The following is an 18093-nucleotide window of genomic DNA, read 5'->3' on the forward strand; positions in this document are numbered from 1 at the left end:
ACCATGCCCCCGTGAGGGGCAACGGTGGGATTCTACCCGCCGGAGTCCGCTCCCGCTGCGCCGAGTGAACCACGCCACCAGCACGCGCGGGGCGATCGACGCGGCTTCCCGCGCTCACCGACCACCACGCACACCGTCCACAGTGGAGCAGCAGTGGGACGGCAGCATCGCGATCACGTCGATCGGAGGCACCGTGAAGGGCGGGCACGGTGCGAACCGCACGATGTCGCCCGGCTCGCACCGCGCAACCAGACCGCCGTGGGCGCTGTCTGCTCAACGACACCGCGCCGAGTCCGGCCTACCACTTACGCGGTCCCACCGGGCCTGCGAACAGGCCCGGCACCGGGCAGATTACCCAGCACGACCGCCTAAAACACCCTTCAGGCCGCCGATGTCGGTCGCGTACTCGGAGCCGCCGCCGCAGGCGCGGCCGACTCGCCGGGCACAGTCGCCGATGTCCGACCGCCCGACGGGCTCCTCCGGCCCACTTCCGATCGGCGTGTCGTTCCTCGCGGTCACGCGGCGGTGTCCGGTAGCCAGTCCTGGCCCGTGTCCCGGCTCAGGAGCTCCACCACGTCCTCGATCCGTCCGCGCCGCTGGAACGCCCGCCGTTGGCGGACGGCACCGTTGCCGTTGTGGAGGACCTTGGTGAACAGGGCGCTGACCGCGCGCAACTCGCCGGTGTGGCGCAGGGCCGGCCGGACGTGGCGGACCAGCCGGCGCAGCAGGTGGGCGGCCGGGACGCGGCGATGGGCGAACAGGTCGATGCCGTCGCCCTCGATGCCGTCGTGCGCGGCGCGCCAGTAGGCCGCGCTCACGGCCTCGGCGGCGACCGGCAGCCCCCGGTCACCTCGGCCGATCGCCCCGAGGGCGGTGGTGACCAGGGCGCGCACCAGGGCGGCGAGCAGGATCGATTCGTCGACCGTGGCGGGCACGTCGGACACCCGGATTTCGACGGCGGGCAGGTGGTCGGAGGGCCGCACGTCCCAGTACACCATCGCCGGGTCCGACACCTCCCCGCTGTCGACCAGCATGTCCAGCACGGCGTCGTAGTGGCTCGCGGACGTGAAGTACGGCGGCGCGCCGGAACAAGGCCGGCGGCTGGTGAGCACCGACCGCCGGCTGGCGTAGCCGGTGTCGACGCCCTGGTGGATCGGCGAGTTGGCGGTCAACGCGAGCAGGACCGGCAACCAGGGCCGCACGTGGTTGCACACCTGCACCGCGGTCTCCCGGTCCGGCACCGCGACGTGCACGTGGCAGCCGCACACGCCGTGCTCGGCCGCCGGCGGGCCGTAGCCCTCGTCGATCCGCTGGTGGCGGTCCGAGTCGCTGGAGGACTGCTCCGCCGGTCCGGCCAGGGGCACGCCGACCGCGAGCAGCCGCGCCCCTGCCTGCAAAGCCGCCGCCGAGGCCGTCGACCGCGCGGTCAGCAGGTGTCCGCGCACCTCGCGCAGCGTGCGGCACACCGGTGTGCCGCTCTCCACCTGCGCACGGGTCGGCTCGGGTTTCAGGTCCGCACCCAGCCGGTTGGCCAGGTCGACCACCTCACCGGCCACCGGAACGGGCAGACCGCTGCCCGGGTCGACGACCAGGAACTCCTCCACCACCGCCAGGGTCGGCACGTCGGTGCCCAGGAGGGGTTGCTCATCGTTGATCATGTTGTCCTCACCGCTCGCTGGTGGTCAGCACGCGAGTGCGCCCGCGCACCGTCCTGTCGCGAGCGTGACGACGCCACTGGCCACACGAGTCGTCCGCGTGGGTGTCGGCACGCTGTTTGACCGACGAGAAGTCCCTCCGGAGCCTCGTTCGAGTGGACCCGAGACCCCGTCGAGGGGCTCACGGAATACCACTCCGGGGTACGGACAAACCGAGTGGGACTGATTCGTCGGTCGCCACGGCGGAATCCGCTCGGAGGTTGCGCGTAGACGAGGTACCGGACCCCAGGGTGCTCCCGACCGGGGAATTGCCCGGTCCGTCAGTCCTCGATGGCCACGAGGTCGTTGAGGAAGCGCTCGGCGAGGTCGCGGAGCTTGACGTTCTCGCGCTGCGACCGGTCGACCAGCATCGCGAACGCCTCGTCGGCACTCACCCGGTGCACGGCCATGACGACGCCCTTGGCCTGGTCGATGACCGCCCGGGAAGCCAACGCGTGCCGCAGTTGAACCGCCTGCTCACGAGCGCGGAGGTAACGGCGGGCGTTGCGCAACGCCGCCTCGACCGCGGTCGAGTACAGCTCCAGGAGCGCCGCGTCGAGAGCCCGCAGACCGGCCGAGCGCTCGCTGTAGAGGTTGAGCGAAGCGGGTGTTTCCTCGTCGAAGCACAGCGGCACCGACAGGTAACCGACCACGCCGAACCCCGCCGCCTGCCCGGCGAAGGCCGGCCACCGGTCCGGCAGTTCGGCCGCCGCCGCGCGCACCACCTCACCGATCCGCGCGGCCTCCAGGCACGGCCCCTCCCCGGCCCGGTACTGCGCGATGTCCACCTCCAGCGCCTCCTGCCCGGTCGTCGCCCCGGTCACCGGGCCGTCGTCGGACAGCAGCGTCACGCTCACCAGGTCAGCGCCCGGGATGGCGTGCACCACCTGCCGGCAGATCCGGTCGAGGATGACCGACAGGTCCTCCTCCTGGTCCAGGACGGCGGACAACCCTTCCAACGCGCCGGTGACCTCGTCCAACCGCCGGATCAGCGTCTCGGCGGCCTCGTCGTCCTCCGCACCCCGCAGCCCGCCCATCGCCCACCTCCTCGGTCGGTACCGGCCTCCGTCGCGCTCCTGCGGACTGGCGTCGAAACCGCTGCCGTCACCCCGCTGATGTTCCCCCCTCGACACGTCGTCACACCTTCCGTGCCGTGGTCGACGCACCTGCCGTCGCCGCGCTCCGCGCTCCACGCAGAGTCCCGACAGCCGAAGTTCGTGACCGCGTCCACTGTGCGGCCCGCCGAGGAACCGCGCCCGCCAGGAGGCGGCCTCGACCGAGGCACCGGTCAAGGCACGCCTGCCTGACAGAGGCACGGGACCGACCACGACGAACGAACCTCTCAGCCCTGCGTTCCGGCCGACCGCAGGCGTGTGACGTGCAGGCAGGCCGCGGTCATCAGCAGCAGGAGGCCCACGAACACCAGTGGCAGGTGGACGAGTGCTCCGACAACCAGGAAGGTGATGCCGAGCAGCGTGACCCACACCCCGGTCGACGTACGTCGGGTGGCCGTCACGGGGTCCCTGCCCGCGAGCACCGAAGCGAGGGCCGGATCGGTATTCTCGAACCACCGCTCGATGCGGCGGAGTTGACGGCGTTCGTACCTGGTCACCGAATCCTCCGTGCGGTGTCAGTCGTCGTGCTTGGTTTCGCGGTCGGTGGGCGCGAGGTACTTCTCGGTGGTCGGGTCGACCTCGACGTCGTCCTGGTTCTTGCGCAGGATGGAGTAGTGGGACTCGTCGCGCATCCGTTCGACCATGTGCGGGTAGTGCAGTTCGAACGCGGGACGTTCGGAGCGGATGGGGGGCAGTTCGGTGAAGTTGTGCCGGGGCGGCGGGCAGGAAGTGGCCCATTCCAGCGAGTTGCCAAAACCCCACGGGTCGTCGTGCTCGGCGGGGTCGCCGTAGCGGTAGCTGCGGAAGACGTTGTAGAGGAACGGCAGCGTGGAGGCTCCCAGCACGAACGAGCCGATGGTGGAGACGGTGTTGAGGGTCGTGAACTGGTCGCTGGGCAGGTAGTCGGCGTAGCGGCGGGGCATGCCCTGGTTGCCCAACCAGTGGTGGACCAGGAAGGTCAGGTGGAAGCCGATGAACGTGGTCCAGAAGTGCAGCTTGCCCAGGCGTTCGTCGAGCATCCGGCCGGTCATCTTGGGGAACCAGAAGTAGATGCCGGCGTAGGTGGCGAACACGATCGTGCCGAACAGGACGTAGTGGAAGTGCGCGACGACGAAGTAGGTGTCGTGCACGTGGAAGTCGATGGGCGGGGACGCCAGGAGGATGCCGGACAGGCCGCCGAACAGGAACGTGACCAGGAACCCGACGCTGAACAGCATCGGCGACTCGAACGTCAACTGCCCCTTCCACATGGTGCCGATCCAGTTGAAGAACTTGATGCCGGTGGGGATGGCGATGATGAACGTGGTGGCGGAGAAGAACAGCATCAGCACCGCGCCGGTCGCGTACATGTGGTGCGCCCACACGATCACGGAGTACAGCGCGATGGCGATCGTGGCGTAGACCAGTCCTTTGTAGCCGAACAGGGGTTTGCGGCTGAACACCGGGAAAATCTCGCTGACGATGCCGAAGAACGGCAGCGCGACTATGTAGACCTCGGGGTGGCCGAAGAACCAGAACAGGTGCTGCCACAGGATCGCCCCGCCGTTGGCCGGGTCGAACACGTGTGCGCCCAGGTGCCGGTCGGCGAGCAGACCGAGCAGCGCGGCGGTCAGGATCGGGAACGCCACCAGCACCAGGATCGAGGTGATGAGGATGTTCCAGGTGAAGATGGGCATCCGGAACATGGTCATGCCCGGCGCGCGCAGGCAGACCACGGTCGTGATCATGTTCACCGCGCCGAGGATCGTGCCCAGACCGCCGACGGCCAGGCCGGAGATCCACAGGTCGGCCCCCACGCCCGGGGTGCGGGCGGCGCTGCTCAGCGGTGCGTAGGCGGTCCACCCGAAGTCCGGTGCGCCGGCGGGGGTGAGGAACGCGCTGACCGCGATCAGGCCGCCGAACAGGTACAGCCAGTAGGACAGGGCGTTGAGCCGCGGGAAGGCCACGTCCGGTGAGCCGATCTGCAACGGCAGGACGAAGTTCGCGAAGCCGAACACGATCGGGGTGGCGTAGAGCAGCAGCATGACCGTGCCGTGCATGGTGAAGAGCTGGTTGTACTGCTCGTTGGACAGGAACTGGAGGCCAGGCCGGGCCAGCTCGCCACGCATCAGCAACGCCATCAGGCCGCCGACCAGGAAGAACCCGAACGACGTGGTCAGGTACATCAGGCCGATCTGCTTGTGGTCGGTGGTGGAGAACAGCCGCAGCAGCGCCGAACCCTTCGGGCGGGGCCGCGCAACCTCGCGGGGCACGATCGGCGTGGGTTTTACCGTCGTCATGACCATCCTCGACTCAGTGGTGCGGTGCACGAACCCACCGGCGACAGACCGCCTCCACGTTGCGGACACCACCTCGAACCGCCGGTGACGCGCCCGACTACCCCACGTCGGTCCACCTACACACCGACACTCGCGATTTCACCTGTCCGCGCCGAAGTGATGTGCCGGTGACGAGTTCGGCCCGTTGGCCGGGAGCCGGACCCGGGACCTCGCGGGCCGACGCGGGTGTCGGCCCAGCCGTTGAGCGCCCCATGCGCCCTTTTCGGACACCGCTCGAACATCGTTTGACGATGCCCGGTCGGGCATACGAGCGGAATGCGACGCCCGCCGCAGCGCGGGAGCTGGTGGCGCTCGTGGACGGCTTCGCCACCCTTGGTCCCCGGCACTGGCGCGCCCGCGCCGCGCGGGGCAGGCGGGAGACGTGGCTGGGCGGTCTGGCGACGCAGGTGCGTGACGGCGCGCTGAGCGTGCCCGCCGGGTCGGCGCTGGAGGTCGTCAGCGCTCACCGGGGGAGGTCGACGGCGAAGAGCTGTCACCCCGGTTGCCGGTGAGCGGGCGGCGGGCGAGCCGGCCTGGCGTGGGGATCGCGTCCCGAATGACCAGTTCGCTGCGACGCGTCCCAGCACGACCGCTTCGTGGCGCGGACCCGGGATGGGGTGTCAGGCGGTGTTGTCCGCCGGGCAGCCGTCCGACCTGTGCCGGCTCTGGTGGTCAGTCCGGTGGTTCGGTTACGGCCTCGTCGTGGCTGACGTCCTGGTCGGCCGGTGTCGTGCGCTCGGCAGTCGGTACCTGCACATCCAGGTCGTCCATGCGCGGCGTGCCCGGGGAGTGGGGTGGGTCGGGGTTGAGCGGTGCGCTGTCGCCTTCCGTCATCGCAGACGGTTACCCGGGCGACCGTCGTTCAAGCGGCTCGATCGAGTGAGGTCCGGAACAGCACCGCCATCCCCGTCGACCCCTTCCTCCAGCGGGTGATGCAAGGCACTCCGGACGGGGAACACCGGGACGTGTGGTGCCGTTGTACGGAGAGGTCGGTGCGGTCCGTGTCCCCCGGGCCTCACCTACAACGCCTTCGCGGAACACCGTTCGGCTGGAGCCGCGTCGTGCCACTCGCCGAGAGGCGACCGCCGTACCGACCCCCGATCCCCTTCGACCCGCCCCGGCCGCTTGCTTCCCCCAGCGCGGCCAGGGCTGCCCGCCTCCGGCCGCCACTCCCCCCAGGGCGACCGGAGGCCGCTTCTTCTCCGGCGACGCCGGCAGACCCCGGCCCGGCGTGGCGCTCGTACCGCGCCGGGCCGTCCGGTCTTGGTGCGCGGGGTTGCCAGAGCGGTCAGCGGCGTTCGTGCGGTGTCGCGAGTCGTGGCCACAGGTGGGCCAGGGTGGCGGCTCCGGCGAGCAGCACGTCCACCGAGACCCGTTCGTCGCTGTCGTGCCACCGGTCCTCGGGCAGACCGGTGCCGAAGAACACCACCGGCACGTCCAGCGTGCGGGCCAGCAGCTCGGCCGGTCCGCCGCCCGCGTTGCCCATCCGGCCCGGCGGTGCGCCGAACCCCTCACGCATGGCGTCCGCGAGCGCGTCGAGCGCCGGGTGGTCCTCCGGGGTGCGGTACGGCTCCTGCCCGGTCTCCTCCGCGACGGTCAACTCGTAGTCGACGTGGTCTCCGATGTTCTCCGCGACCCAGCGCCGCAGCTTCCCGGCCACGTCGGCGACCTTCTGGTCCGGCACCGTCCGGATGCCCAGGTCGGCGGCGGCGACCGCCGGGATCGCGCCCGTCGGCGGCCCCACCGGATCGCCCGCGACCACGGTCAGCACCTCGACCGCCGGCCGGGTCCACAGCCGTTCCAGCACCGTGTACCCCTCCTCGCCGCCGATGCCGCGAGTCTCCGACCTGGTCAGCCAGTCCTCGTCGCTGAACGGCAGCGCGGCCAGGTCGGCGCGGGTGCGCTCGGACGCCTCGGCCACGTCGTCGTAGAACCCGGGCAGGGCGACGCGGCCCTTGTCGTCGTGCAACCGCGCCAGCAGCTCGGACAGCTCCAGCACGGGGTTGGGGGCCGGTCCGGACACCGCGCCGCTGTGCACGTCGCGCAGCGGACCGCGCACTTCCAGGTGCGCGAGCAACTGGCCCCGCACACTGGTGCAGATCGCGGGGTGGTCGACCCGCCACAGCACGGTGTCGGAGAAGACCACCAGGTCGGCGTCGAGCCGGTCGCGGTGCTCCTCGACCACCTGGGCGAAGTGCGGCGACCCGGCCTCCTCCTCGCCCTCCACCAGGAACTTCAGGTTCACCGCGGGTGCCGTGCGCCCGGTGGCGGCCAGGTGCGCCCGGACACCCCACAGGTGGGCCAGCACCTGCCCCTTGGCGTCGGAGGTGCCCCGCCCGTAGAGGCGGCCGTCGCGCAGGGCCGGTTCGAACGGCGGCGTCTCCTCCCACTGCCCGTCCTTCGCCGCGCGCACGTCGTGGTGGCTGTAGACCAGAACGGTCGGCGCGTCGGGCGTCTCGCACCACTCCGCGTAGACCGCGGGCCACCCCGTCGCCCCCCACTCCTCCACCACGGGGAACCCGGTGTCCCGCAACGCCCCCGCCAACCACTTCGCCGACCGGGTCAGGTCGATGTCGTGCTCGGACTCCCCCGCGACCGAACGCAGGCGCACCCACCCGGTCAGCTCCTCGACCACCCGGTCGCGGCGCTCGGCCAGATAGGCGTGCACCCGATCGGTCATCTCACCGTCCCCACCGGACCGAGGCGGTGTTCCTCCGTCGACCATCCCCCTCCTCCTCGCTGTTGTCGTTCCGCGGCTTCGGCCGGGGCACGCGGTTCCCCCGGTCCGGGGGCCTCGGGCGTGCCCTGAGGGCTGTGCGGGACGAGGTGCTCCCCTGGTGTGATCGAGGTCAGCGGCCGCTCGACACCGCGCGGCGCACCGGGCCGACATCCGTCCGCCGACCGGGGAGCCGCGCGGCGTGCCGCTGTCCCGGACCGGGTCCGCTCCGCGCGGCCAGCGCGTCGGCCACCGCTCCGGTCGCGAAGGCGTAGACCGACTTGTGCAGCAGGTCCACCACCAACTCCGCGCGCGGCCACGTCTGCGGCGGCGCGCCGACACCGGTGGCGTTCTCCAGGATCTGGTCGTTGGTCAGCCGCACGACGGTGAACATCGCCGACGCCACCGGACCGCGCAACCCCGCGTTGGCCATCAGCGACCGCACCACCCCGGCGAGCGCACCCTGACCGAGGTGCATGGCCAGGTTGACCACGCGCGGCTGCTTCCCGGCCTTCTCCGACATCCCCAGCAGCCGCTCCAGCACCCGGGCCGGCACGTGCGAGTCCGGCCGCCCGGTGACCCGCTGCTCCAGCTTCTCCCCGACGGTCATCACGACCGCACCGGCCGCACCGGCCACCAACCCCTGCCACAGCGCACGCTTCACCATGCCCACCGGCTACCCCGCGCCAGGCCGGCTACTCGCACGCCGGCGCGCCACCCGCCCGGTACCGCGCCGGCCAGGAGGCAGGTGTGCGGAGGGGCACCGGGCCGGGGATAATCGGATGCCCTGGTACTCCCGGGGCGCGTCCGCGACGTACTGCGTTCGTGCGCGAGATCACCGAGGCAGTGGTCACGGCTGGAACGTGGTCCGGTGCGGCGGTACTCCCTGCGGCAGCGAGGACGGGTGTTGGACGGGCAGCGTCGAGACCGGCTGGCGCGGATGGTCGCGGAACGCGTGGCGTCGCCTGGCCGCGCGGGCTGGGCGCGGGCGCTGTGCGTGGTCTGCGTGCGGGCGCTGGCCGGGGTCGACGCCGCAGCGGTGACGCTGCGCAGCGACCACCGCGCCCAGGAACTGCTCGGCGCGAGCGACCTCTGGGCCAGTGCGCTGGAGGAAGCCCAGTACACCGCCGGCGAGGGTCCCGGGGTCGAGGCGTTCACCACCGGCGGGCCGGTGCTGGTGACGGACCTGAGCGCGCACCGCGCGAAGTGGCCCGGATTCGCCGACCTCGCCGAAGACGAAGGGCTGGCGGCGGTGTTCGCCTTCCCCCTGCAACTCGGCGGCATCAGGCTCGGGACGCTGGGCCTCTACCGCCGACGACCGGGCGGCCTGCCGTCCGACGTGGTCGCCGACGCCGCCGTGCTGGCCGACCTGACGGTCCTGTCGCTGCTCGACCACAGCGGCAGCACCGACGGCGAGGTGCGTGTCGAGGTCTCCTACCAGGACGTCAACATCGCCACCGGGATGCTCTCGGCCCAACTGCGGATCAGCCTGGAGGACGCCTTCGCCCGGCTGCGGGCACACGCCTTCGCCGGCCGCAGGTCGGTGCTCGACGTCGCGCGCGACGTGCTGGCCCGACGCCTGCCCCTGGACCGGCTCGCGGACTGACCCGTCACCGCGCGCTGCAACCCCGGCGGGCCGTATGCTGACAAGGTGCCCGCTCCCGACCAGATCGCCGCCGCGTTGAGCGACATCACGGCGAAACTGGTCGACGGGCACGACGCCGACGCGGTGCTGCGCATGGTCACCGCCGCGTGCACGCGGCTGCTCGACGCCTCCGCCACGGGCGTGATGCTGGTCGACCCGCGTGGCGGCATCAAGGTCGTGGCGGCGTCCGACGAACGGGCCCGGTTCGTCGAGCTCCTGCAATCGCAGATCGAAGAAGGTCCCTGCGTGGACTGCATCCGCGACGGCACCGTGGTCAGCGCCGCCGACCTGGCCCGGGAACCCGACCGCTGGCCCGGGTTCACCCCGGCCGCGACGGCCGCCGGCTACCGCGCGGTCCACGCGATCCCGATGCGGTTGGACAACCGCACCCTCGGCGGCTTGAACGTCCTGTTCACCGGGACCGCGCACTGGGCGCGGTGGCAGGAGGACCTGGCCCGCGCCCTGGCCGACCTGGCCGTGCTGGGACTGTCGCAGGAAGGCGACTCCCGGCGCGTGGACCGGCTGGTCGAGCAGACGTTGACCGCCATGAACGACCGGGTGCGCCTGGCCCACGCGACCGGCCTCGTCGCGGGCGGCCTGGACCTCGACCCGGAGCGGGCGAGTGCGTTGATCCACGAGCACGCCGCCCAGCGCCGCACACCGGTGCGCGACATCACCCGTGCGCTGGTCGACGGCTCCCTCGACCCGACCTCCCTCGTCCCTCCTGCCGAAGTGCGCGCGGAACGGCCACCGGCCGGCTAGCGCCCGTCCCAGTCGGGATCGGCCCGTCCGTCGGCCGCCGCGTCCACGATCGCCGCTATGCGCGCCGCTTCCGCCCGGCAGCGGAGGTCGTCGTACCCGGCCGAGAACCGCTCGTCGGCCGACGCCGGATCGCCGCCGCCCACGCCGCCCGCGACGATGCCGACCGCCTCGTAGAACGCGCCACGGTTGACCACCTCGTCCACGATCCGCCGCGCCGCGGCGACGCGATCGGCGGAACTGCCATCCGGGTGCACCACACCTCCACCCTCCTCTTCATCCCACGCGAACACCACCCCATGACGGCGTGCCGCCGTCGCGATGGGACGGTGGTGACCACCGCCCGCGCCGGTGAACCGCTCGGCGGCGTCCCTCAACCGCCATGCCGGGGGAACACCGAGCACGGTGGTACGGCGGCACGGCCGTCCTCAGGAAAGTCCACAGTGGACTGCCGAGGCGTACACGCCGGCGATGTCACCGGCCGCGCGGTCGATGCCGTAACGGGCCAGGGCCCGGTCCGATCCGGCGACCGCGTAGGACTCGCGGCGGGCGTGGTCGGCCAGCAGCCCGCCCAGCAGGCGGGTCAGCCCGGCGGGCCCGCGCTGATCGGGGATCATGCCGGTGACCCGGTCCACGACCACGTCGGCCATCCCCCCGGTGGTCGTGGTGGAGACCACGGCGACCCGGCAGGCCATGGCCTGCACCGCCAGGACCGACGGCCGATCGCACCACGGCCCGCACACCACGATGTCGGCCGACCGGAACAACAGCGGCAGGTGGTCGGCGACGGTGGCCAAGCGCACGACCCGGTCGGCAACACCCAGCCGGGCGGCGAGTTCGTCGACCGACGGCGGACCGTCCAGCACCAGCAACTCGGCTTCCGGCAGGGACCGCAGAGCGGCGACGAGTTCCACGGGCAGGCCGTTCGGCGCGGCGGTGACGAGCCGGTGGGTCGACCCGCGCAGCGCCAGTGGTCCCTCCGGCGCGAAACGGCGGTGGTCCACGCCGTAGGGCACCACCGCGATCTTGGACCGCTTCACCCCGAGGCGCAGCAACGTGGGCAGTTCACCGCCCGACATCGCGACCACCCGCGCGACACCCCGGCAGACGGCGCGCTCCACGTCGAGCCGCCCGGAAGGTCCGTGAGTGATGTCGTGGAAGGTGTGCACGACCGGGATGTCCAGCGGCTGCGCGGCGAACAACGCCGCCAGCCCGGCCGTCCAGCTATGGGTGTGCACGATTTCGGGGCGGCTGTCCGACCACTGTTCCCGCAGGGTCGTGACGAACGACTGCAACCACTCCCCCGGCCCGTCGCCGTGCGGCACGACCCGCGCACTGTGGACGGCCACCTCGTGACCTTCATCGGACAGAGCACCGGACAGATCCACCACAGGGATGTCCGACTCGACCGAGGTCACCATCGCGATCCGCATACGCGCACCTTTCTCGCACAATGCGAAGAAGGCAGCGGCTGCTGGCTGAACCGTGCGACTTCACCATACCGAGCCGGGATCGGCGCGCAACTCGTCGCACGGCCACCGGGTCGACAGTGCCAGGTGTCGGCGGCCGGCTCCCACCCGCCTGGTTCGGCGGTGTGGCCACCGCAACCCCCTCGGCGGTGCCGAGCCGGCCGATAACATCCGTCGTGGCGGGGTATCCCCGCTCATGCAGACGCCTCCCACGTCGGTCGGAACCGGACGCGCGCCGCTCGGCGGTGCGGTGTGAGCACAGTCGGGGTCGAGGAGGAGTTCCTGCTCGCCGACCCGGTCACCCGCAGGGTGACCCCGCGCGCGGCGGCCGTGTTGAAGCGGGTCAACGGCCTGCCGGCGGGCGCGAAGGCCCATCGTGAACTGCTCGACACCCAGGTCGAGTTCGCCAGCGGGGTGTGCCAGGACCTCACCGAGCTGCACCACCAGTTGACCGCCGGCCGGCGCGCCCTGGTCGAGGCGGCCGGCGAGGAGGGCGCGCTGGTCGTGCCCTCCGGCACGCCGGTGCTCAGCGCACCCGTCCCGCCGCCCGGGGACGACCGCTACCGGGCCATCACCGACCTGTACGCGGGTCAGGTCGCGGACTACCACTGCTGCGGCTGCCACGTCCACGTCGGCGTACCGGACCGCGACACGGCCATCGCGGTCGTCAACCACCTGCGCCCGTGGCTGCCCACGCTGCTCGCGCTCTCGGTCAACTCGCCGTTCGCGCACGGCCGCGACACCGGTTTCGGCAGTTGGCGGATGGTGGAGCAGTCCCGGTTCCCGGGGTCGGGACCACCGCCGCGCTTCGCCTCGGCCGCCGAGCACGACACCGCCGTCGACCGGTTGGTCGACTGCGGGGTGCTGACCGACGCCGCCATGACGTTCTGGCTCGCCCGGCCCTCGCCCCGGTACCCGACGGTCGAGGTGCGGGTGGCGGACACGGCGGTGACGGCGGCGGACGCGGTCGCCCAGGCCGCCGTGACGCTGGCCCTGGTCGAGCGGGCGCTGGAGGACCTGGCGGCCGGGCGGGAGGCCCCGGAGTTCGACCACCAGGTGTTGGCGGCGGCCACCTGGACGGCCGCGCGGTTCGGCGTCGACGGACCGGCGGTGGACCCGTGGAGCGGCGTCGCGGTGCCCGCGCCGGTCCTGGTGCGCCGACTGGTGGACCACGTGGGCGGGACGCGCCTCAAGCTCTCCGGAGCACCGACCGGCGCGCACCGCCAGCGGGCAGCGGCCGAGAACGGCCCGGAAGCCCTGGTCGACTGGCTGGCGTCGGCGTGCATCACCGCGATCGGGCCGGGTACCCCTGCGCCGTGACGCACACACTGCACGCCTTGGGAGCGGCCACGCTCCCCGCTCCGCGCGGGCGGCTGTCCGACGCGGTCATCGCGGCTCTGCGGGCCGACCCGTCGGGGTGGTCCGCACCGGCCGGCGCGGGCGACACCGACCCGTACGGCGAAGACCTCCAGCTCGCACTGCACGTGTGCTACGAGCTGCACTACCGGGGGTTCCGCGACGCCGCGCCGGGCTGGGAGTGGGCTCCGGAGCTGATCCGCCTGCGCTCCGGCCTGGAGCGGGTCTTCCTCGACGCGCTGGCCGCCGACCTGCCCGGTCGCCCCGGCATCGACGACGTGCTGGACGAACTGCTGGTCGAGCCGGTGGACGGGCGGGGGCTGAGCCACCACCTGCTCGACCGGGGCGAGTGGTGGCAGGTGCGCGAGAACTTCGCGCACCGGTCGATCTACCACCTCAAGGAGGCCGATCCGCACGCGTGGGTGATCCCGCGCCTGACCGGTCGGGCGAAGGCCGCGCTGGTGGCGGTCGAGTTCGACGAGTACGGCGGCGGGCGCGGCGACCGGATGCACTCGCAGCTCTACGCGCGGCTGCTCGCCGGGGCGGGGATGGAGACCGGCTACCTGCACTACCTGGAGCACGTGCCCGCGCGGATGCTGGCGACGGTGAACCTGATGTCGCTGTGCGGCCTGCACCGCGAGCTGCGCGGGGCGCTGGTGGGCCACTTCGCGGCGGCCGAGATCACCACCGCGCCCAGCGCCACCCGGATGGCCAAGGCGCTGGAGCGCCTGGACGCGCACCCGGACTGCGTGGAGTTCTACACCGAGCACATCGAGGCCGACGCCGTGCACGAACAGGTGATGCGGCTCGACGTCGTCGGTGACCTGCTGGCCCGCGAGCCGGAGCTGACCGAGTCGGTCGTGTTCGGCGTGCGGGCCACCGGACTGCTGGAACAACGGCTGGGCGACCACCTCCTGACCGCCTGGGCCGAGGGGCGCAGCTCGCTGCTCAAGCCGGTGTGAGGATCACCGCCTGCGCGCCCGGTGACTGGTGTCGCAGAACGGGAACCGCTTGCTGCGGCGGCACGCGCACAGCGCCACGACGAACCGGTCGGACTCCACCGTGCTGCCGTCCTCCAGCACCAGTTCCACCGGCCCCTCCACGAGCACCGGCCCGCCGGGGACGATCGTCACCCGGCGCTTGTCACGCGACGTCGGCACGGATCACCACCAGTTCCTCCCGGTCCTGACCCGGTGCCAGGTAACCGTTGTCCCGCAACCACCTGGACCTCCTGCGCAGCACCGGGCCGAACGGCACGGTCCGACGCGCGACCACGGACGCCTTCAACCCGCCGTCCCGCAACCGGTTCAGCGTCAGATCGCCGTCGCACAACCCGGAGTGGACGATCAGGGCCATTCCCCGGTCGGTCAACAACGACGGCAGGGCCGTGCACAGCCGGTCGAGCACCGCCCGCCCCTTCTCCCCCGCGTCCCACGCCCGCGCAGCCCCCTTGGGCACACCCGGCACGCTGGGCACGTACGGCGGGTTCGACAGCACCAGGTCGAACCGCGATCGCCCCACCAGGCTCACGAAATCACCGCGCAACGCCTTCAGTGCGACCCCGCGCACCCAGCCGTTGATCCGAGCGGAAGCCACGGCGCGCCGGCTGATGTCCACGGCGGTCACCTCACCGGCCCCCGCCAGACCGGCCACCACGCCCAGCACACCGGTACCGGTGCACGCGTCGAGAACGCTCGCCCCCGACGGGACCCCCGCCTGGGCCAGCGCCCCGGCGAGCAACCACGTGTCCTCCTGCGGCCGGTACACCCCGGGCGGCCTCCACATCCACATGAAGATGACGTTCCCGGCGCGGAACGCTCCAAACAGGATCGGGCGGCGGACATGACGGCGTCGACGGCGGCACCGCCGGGTCCCGAATCCGCGTCCCGCACCGGGAAATCGGAGGATGTCCACGATCGGTGGATCGTCCCCATTGCCTGGAGCCGTGCGGTCCGCTTCCTGCCCTCGAAGGCGCGTGGGAACGTTTCCACTCGTGCGCGGGCTGGCCTGCGGACGACGAGGGCGCTACGGTGCAGGGGAGGTTGAGACCGCAGCCTGACGCGATGCGACCGATGTCGTCTGTCGAACCAGGTGGTGGATAATGATCGACTCGTCCTTGACGCTCGACATCTCTTCGGAGACCCTCGGCTCCACCGTCGTGGTGCGCGTGGCCGGTGATGTCGACATGCGCTCGGCACCGGAGTTCGAACGGGCGCTGATGGAGGCGATGTACCGCCTCGTGCCGCCTTCGGCGCTGGTGGCGGACCTGACCGGCGTCGAATTCATCGGTTCGCACGGCCTGGCCGTCCTGCTGCGCCTGCACCTCAGGTGCGCGGGCACCGGACGGCGGTTCCTCGTGGTCGCCGACCGGCGCGTGGTGTTGCGGCCCATGGAACTCACGTCGCTCCGGACCGCGCTGACCGTGCTGCCCACGCTGGTCGACGCCCTGGCCGAGCACGTCGCATAGCGACAATTCCCTGTCAGCCGGTCACGTCGTCGCCGGCACTGCGCCTCCCGGTTTCACCCGAAGGGGTCGGTCGGATTGCCATTCGCCACGACTGGTTACTCCTCGGCCATGGATCACAGCGAAGTGCCGGTGCTCGACGCGTTGCAGCAGTTCCGCGACCACGGTTACGTGCCGTTCAACCCGCCCGGCCACCGCCAGGGTCGCGGCGTCGACCCGAGGGTGCTCGACGTGCTCGGCGAGGCCCTCTTCGCCGCCGACGTCATCACGCCCAACGGCCTGGACGACCGCCGGACCACCGGCCGCGTGCTGGAACGGGCGCAGGAGCTGATGGCCGACGCGGTGCGCGCCGACCACGCGTTCTTCTCCACCTGCGGCAGTTCGCTGTCGGTCAAGAGCGCGATGCTGGCCGTCGCGGGGCCGCACGAGAAGCTCATCGTGCCCCGGCACGCGCACAAGTCGGTGATCTCGGCGCTGATCCTCAGCGGCGTCTCGCCGGTGTGGATCTCCCCGCACTGGGACGCCGAGCGGCACCTCGCGCACCCACCGGGCCCGGACGAGGTGCGCGCGCTGTTCCGGGCCGAACCGGAGGCCAAGGGGATGCTGCTGGTCACCCCCACCGACTACGGCACGTGCGGCGACATCCGCGCGGTGGCCGAGGCGTGCCACGAGTTCGACCGGCCCCTGATCGTGGACGAGGCGTGGGGCGCGCACCTGCCGTTCCACCCCGACCTGCCGCCGTGGGCCATGGACGCCGACGCCGACCTCTGCGTGACCAGCGTGCACAAGTCCGGCGCGGCCGTGGAGCAGAGTTCGGTGTTCCACCTCCAAGGCGACCGCGTCGACCCCGACGTGCTCAAGGCGCGCGAAGACCTCCTGGGCACGACCAGCGCGACCTCGCTGGTGTACGCGAGCCTGGACGGCTGGCGGCGGCAGATGGTGCAGCACGGCAAGGCCCTGCTGACCTCCGTGCTCGCCCTGGCCCACGCCACCCGCGCGGGCATCGACGCGCTGCCGGGCCTGCGGGTGATGGGAGAAGCCGAGTTCACCGGCCCCGCGCTCGCGAACTCCTTCGACCCGCTCAAAATCGTCGTGGACGTGTCCGGGCTGGACATCAGCGGCTACCAGGCCGCCGACTGGCTGCGTGACCACCGCCGCGTCACCGTCGGGCTGTCCGACCACCGACGGGTCGTCGCCCACTTCACCCACGCCGACGACGAACGATCGGCGGCCGTCCTGCTCGACGCGCTGCGCGCGCTCACCCGCGACGCCGACTCGCTGCCGACCCCGGAACCGGTGGACCTGCCGTCCCCGGAGGACCTGCAACTGGAGACGGTGATGCTCCCGCGTGACGCGTTCTTCGCCACCACCGAGCAGGTGAGCACCCACGACGCGGTCGGCCGGGTCGCCGCCGAGATGATCACCCCGTACCCACCGGGCGCGCCGGCCGTGCTGCCCGGCGAGGTCATCACCCGCGAGGTCCTCGACTACGTCCGCAGCGGCCTGGCCGCCGGCATGGTGCTCCCCGACCCCTCCGACGCGGAACTGAAATCGATCCGCGTGGTCGCCCGGTAACACGACCGGCCCAGCACCGCGAGGTCCCTGGACCTCTGACCAGTGTCCTGCCGGCCGAGCTCCCCGACCAGGGACGGCAACAGTCCACAATGGATACCGCGCCGGCCGCCCGGGTCCGTCACCTGTCCTCCGATCGGGTCACCGGGGTCACGCCCGGTTCCGGCCGGCGCGCCGTGGGGAGCGTGGTCCCGACGGTCCGGAGGACCACGCCCGGGTCGGCGATGATCACGGCCGCCACATCGCGGAGCTTGCGGTTGGTGTGCTGGGAGGCCGCCGTGAGCCAGCGGAAGGCGTCGTCGGCGGTCAGGTCCAGGCGCGCCATGACGATCCCCTTGGCCGTCGCGATGGCGTCCCGGCTCTCCAGCGCCGTCACCAGTTGCCCGGCCTGCCGCTCGGCGTCGCTCCAGTGCGACCCGGTGAGGACGATCGCCGACATCGCCGAGGTGAACAGGGCGATCAGGGCGGTCTCGACCCGGTCGAAGGCTGCCGAGCGCGCGCTCCACACGTTCACCGCGCCGGAGAGCTGCCCGTCCCGCGTCCGGGGCTTGCGCCCGGCACTCGCGTCCGGCACGAACAGCGGGCAGGACAGCGCCGTCCGGATGCCGAGCCCGACCGCCGCCGACGCCAGCGCGGGCCACTTCCCGTCCCCGTGGTCCAGCTCGGCGCGGACCACCGTCCCGGTGAGCACCGAGTCCAGGCAGGGCCCCGCACCGGAGGAGTACTGGACCTGGTCGAGCGCCGACGCGGTCGGCGAGGTGGAGGCTATGGTGCCCGGTCGGCCGTGGTCGTACAACGTCACCGACACCGCGTCGGCGTCGGCCACCACCCCGAGCACCCGACCGGCGACCCGCTCCAGCACCACCCCGCGCGACTCGTCGGGCCGCAGCGACCGCGCGAAGTCGATCAACGCCGCAGCGGGCTCGTGCACTTCGTCCATCGCGCCCCTTCGATGGTCGACCCGACGAGTGGAGCGGTTGCCACC

At 72.1% G+C, this 18093-nt stretch carries 19 protein-coding genes; 7 read left to right on the plus strand and 12 right to left on the minus strand.

The window, feature by feature from the left end; genetic code table 11:
* Positions 1–515 precede the first annotated feature (515 nt).
* The 4 genes from AB0G01_RS22240 to ctaD all read right to left on the minus strand — a co-directional run bounded on the left by AB0G01_RS22240 (position 516) and on the right by ctaD (position 5088).
* On the minus strand, positions 516–1658 hold the full coding sequence (locus AB0G01_RS22240) for a glutamate--cysteine ligase (RefSeq protein ID WP_360948400.1): 1143 nt from the start codon (positions 1656–1658) through the stop codon (positions 516–518).
* Positions 1659–1975: 317 nt separating this feature from the next.
* A complete protein-coding gene (locus tag AB0G01_RS22245) occupies positions 1976–2731 on the minus strand; it encodes a GAF and ANTAR domain-containing protein (RefSeq protein WP_360948402.1) in 756 nt (251 codons plus the stop codon).
* Positions 2732–3036: 305 nt separating this feature from the next.
* The gene (locus tag AB0G01_RS22250; RefSeq protein WP_360948404.1) at positions 3037–3306 is read right to left on the minus strand and encodes a DUF3040 domain-containing protein; all 270 of its coding nucleotides are present in this window, start codon (positions 3304–3306) and stop codon (positions 3037–3039) included.
* A gap of 18 nt (positions 3307–3324) precedes the next feature.
* The gene (ctaD, locus tag AB0G01_RS22255) at positions 3325–5088 is read right to left on the minus strand and encodes a cytochrome c oxidase subunit I (RefSeq protein WP_360948406.1); all 1764 of its coding nucleotides are present in this window, start codon (positions 5086–5088) and stop codon (positions 3325–3327) included.
* Positions 5089–5378: 290 nt separating this feature from the next.
* Between ctaD and AB0G01_RS22260 the strand changes: the two genes are divergently transcribed.
* A complete protein-coding gene (locus AB0G01_RS22260) occupies positions 5379–5639 on the plus strand; it encodes a hypothetical protein (protein ID WP_360948408.1) in 261 nt (86 codons plus the stop codon).
* Between the two features lie 160 nt (positions 5640–5799).
* Here the strand turns inward: AB0G01_RS22260 and AB0G01_RS22265 are convergent, their stop codons facing one another.
* The 3 genes from AB0G01_RS22265 to AB0G01_RS22275 all read right to left on the minus strand — a co-directional run bounded on the left by AB0G01_RS22265 (position 5800) and on the right by AB0G01_RS22275 (position 8510).
* Complete coding sequence (locus AB0G01_RS22265; protein ID WP_360948410.1) at positions 5800–5961, minus strand: hypothetical protein; 162 nt, start codon at positions 5959–5961, stop codon at positions 5800–5802.
* Positions 5962–6415: 454 nt separating this feature from the next.
* The gene (locus tag AB0G01_RS22270; RefSeq protein ID WP_360948412.1) at positions 6416–7807 is read right to left on the minus strand and encodes a M20/M25/M40 family metallo-hydrolase; all 1392 of its coding nucleotides are present in this window, start codon (positions 7805–7807) and stop codon (positions 6416–6418) included.
* Positions 7808–7976: 169 nt separating this feature from the next.
* Positions 7977–8510, minus strand: coding sequence for a hypothetical protein (locus tag AB0G01_RS22275; RefSeq protein WP_360948414.1), 534 nt, complete (start codon positions 8508–8510; stop codon positions 7977–7979).
* Between the two features lie 204 nt (positions 8511–8714).
* Here AB0G01_RS22275 and AB0G01_RS22280 point away from each other — a divergent pair, with 204 nt between their 5' ends.
* Entirely contained in the window at positions 8715–9449 is a 735-nt protein-coding gene (locus AB0G01_RS22280; RefSeq protein ID WP_360948416.1) for a GAF and ANTAR domain-containing protein, read from the plus strand.
* Between the two features lie 45 nt (positions 9450–9494).
* Positions 9495–10250 carry a GAF and ANTAR domain-containing protein gene (locus AB0G01_RS22285; RefSeq protein ID WP_360948418.1) on the plus strand — a complete coding sequence of 252 codons (756 nt, stop codon included), beginning with the start codon at positions 9495–9497 and terminating at the stop codon, positions 10248–10250.
* Here the strand turns inward: AB0G01_RS22285 and AB0G01_RS22290 are convergent.
* Both AB0G01_RS22290 and AB0G01_RS22295 read right to left on the minus strand, forming a co-directional pair.
* Positions 10247–10507 (minus strand): hypothetical protein, encoded by a 261-nt coding sequence (locus AB0G01_RS22290; RefSeq protein WP_360948420.1) that lies wholly within the window; start codon positions 10505–10507, stop codon positions 10247–10249. The two genes, AB0G01_RS22285 and AB0G01_RS22290, sit on opposite strands and share 4 nt — an antisense overlap.
* Before the next feature lie 168 nt (positions 10508–10675).
* A complete protein-coding gene (locus AB0G01_RS22295; protein ID WP_360948422.1) occupies positions 10676–11680 on the minus strand; it encodes a glycosyltransferase in 1005 nt (334 codons plus the stop codon).
* Between the two features lie 288 nt (positions 11681–11968).
* Between AB0G01_RS22295 and AB0G01_RS22300 the strand changes: the two genes are divergently transcribed.
* Together AB0G01_RS22300 and AB0G01_RS22305 are read left to right on the plus strand one after the other, a co-directional pair.
* The gene (locus AB0G01_RS22300; protein ID WP_360948424.1) at positions 11969–13036 is read left to right on the plus strand and encodes a YbdK family carboxylate-amine ligase; all 1068 of its coding nucleotides are present in this window, start codon (positions 11969–11971) and stop codon (positions 13034–13036) included.
* Positions 13033–14034 (plus strand): iron-containing redox enzyme family protein, encoded by a 1002-nt coding sequence (locus tag AB0G01_RS22305; RefSeq protein ID WP_360948426.1) that lies wholly within the window; start codon positions 13033–13035, stop codon positions 14032–14034. Before AB0G01_RS22300 ends, AB0G01_RS22305 begins: the two co-directional genes overlap by 4 nt.
* A 3-nt stretch (positions 14035–14037) precedes the next feature.
* Here AB0G01_RS22305 and AB0G01_RS22310 read toward each other — a convergent pair whose 3' ends face one another.
* Both AB0G01_RS22310 and AB0G01_RS22315 read right to left on the minus strand, forming a co-directional pair.
* Entirely contained in the window at positions 14038–14232 is a 195-nt protein-coding gene (locus AB0G01_RS22310; RefSeq protein ID WP_360948428.1) for a CDGSH iron-sulfur domain-containing protein, read from the minus strand.
* Entirely contained in the window at positions 14216–14863 is a 648-nt protein-coding gene (locus AB0G01_RS22315) for a HemK2/MTQ2 family protein methyltransferase (RefSeq protein WP_360948430.1), read from the minus strand. Before AB0G01_RS22315 ends, AB0G01_RS22310 begins: the two co-directional genes overlap by 17 nt.
* 310 nt (positions 14864–15173) lie before the next feature.
* Here AB0G01_RS22315 and AB0G01_RS22320 point away from each other — a divergent pair, with 310 nt between their 5' ends.
* Positions 15174–15539 (plus strand): STAS domain-containing protein, encoded by a 366-nt coding sequence (locus AB0G01_RS22320; protein ID WP_360948432.1) that lies wholly within the window; start codon positions 15174–15176, stop codon positions 15537–15539.
* A 108-nt stretch (positions 15540–15647) separates the two neighbouring features.
* Positions 15648–17111 carry an ornithine decarboxylase gene (locus AB0G01_RS22325; RefSeq protein WP_360948434.1) on the plus strand — a complete coding sequence of 488 codons (1464 nt, stop codon included), beginning with the start codon at positions 15648–15650 and terminating at the stop codon, positions 17109–17111.
* A gap of 118 nt (positions 17112–17229) precedes the next feature.
* Here AB0G01_RS22325 and AB0G01_RS22330 read toward each other — a convergent pair whose 3' ends face one another.
* Entirely contained in the window at positions 17230–18048 is an 819-nt protein-coding gene (locus AB0G01_RS22330) for a GAF and ANTAR domain-containing protein (RefSeq protein WP_360948436.1), read from the minus strand.
* Positions 18049–18093: the final 45 nt, after the last annotated feature.

Origin of the sequence: Actinosynnema sp. NPDC023587 (assembly GCF_040640215.1) — a bacterium.
In the GTDB taxonomy this organism is placed as follows: domain Bacteria; phylum Actinomycetota; class Actinomycetes; order Mycobacteriales; family Pseudonocardiaceae; genus Actinosynnema.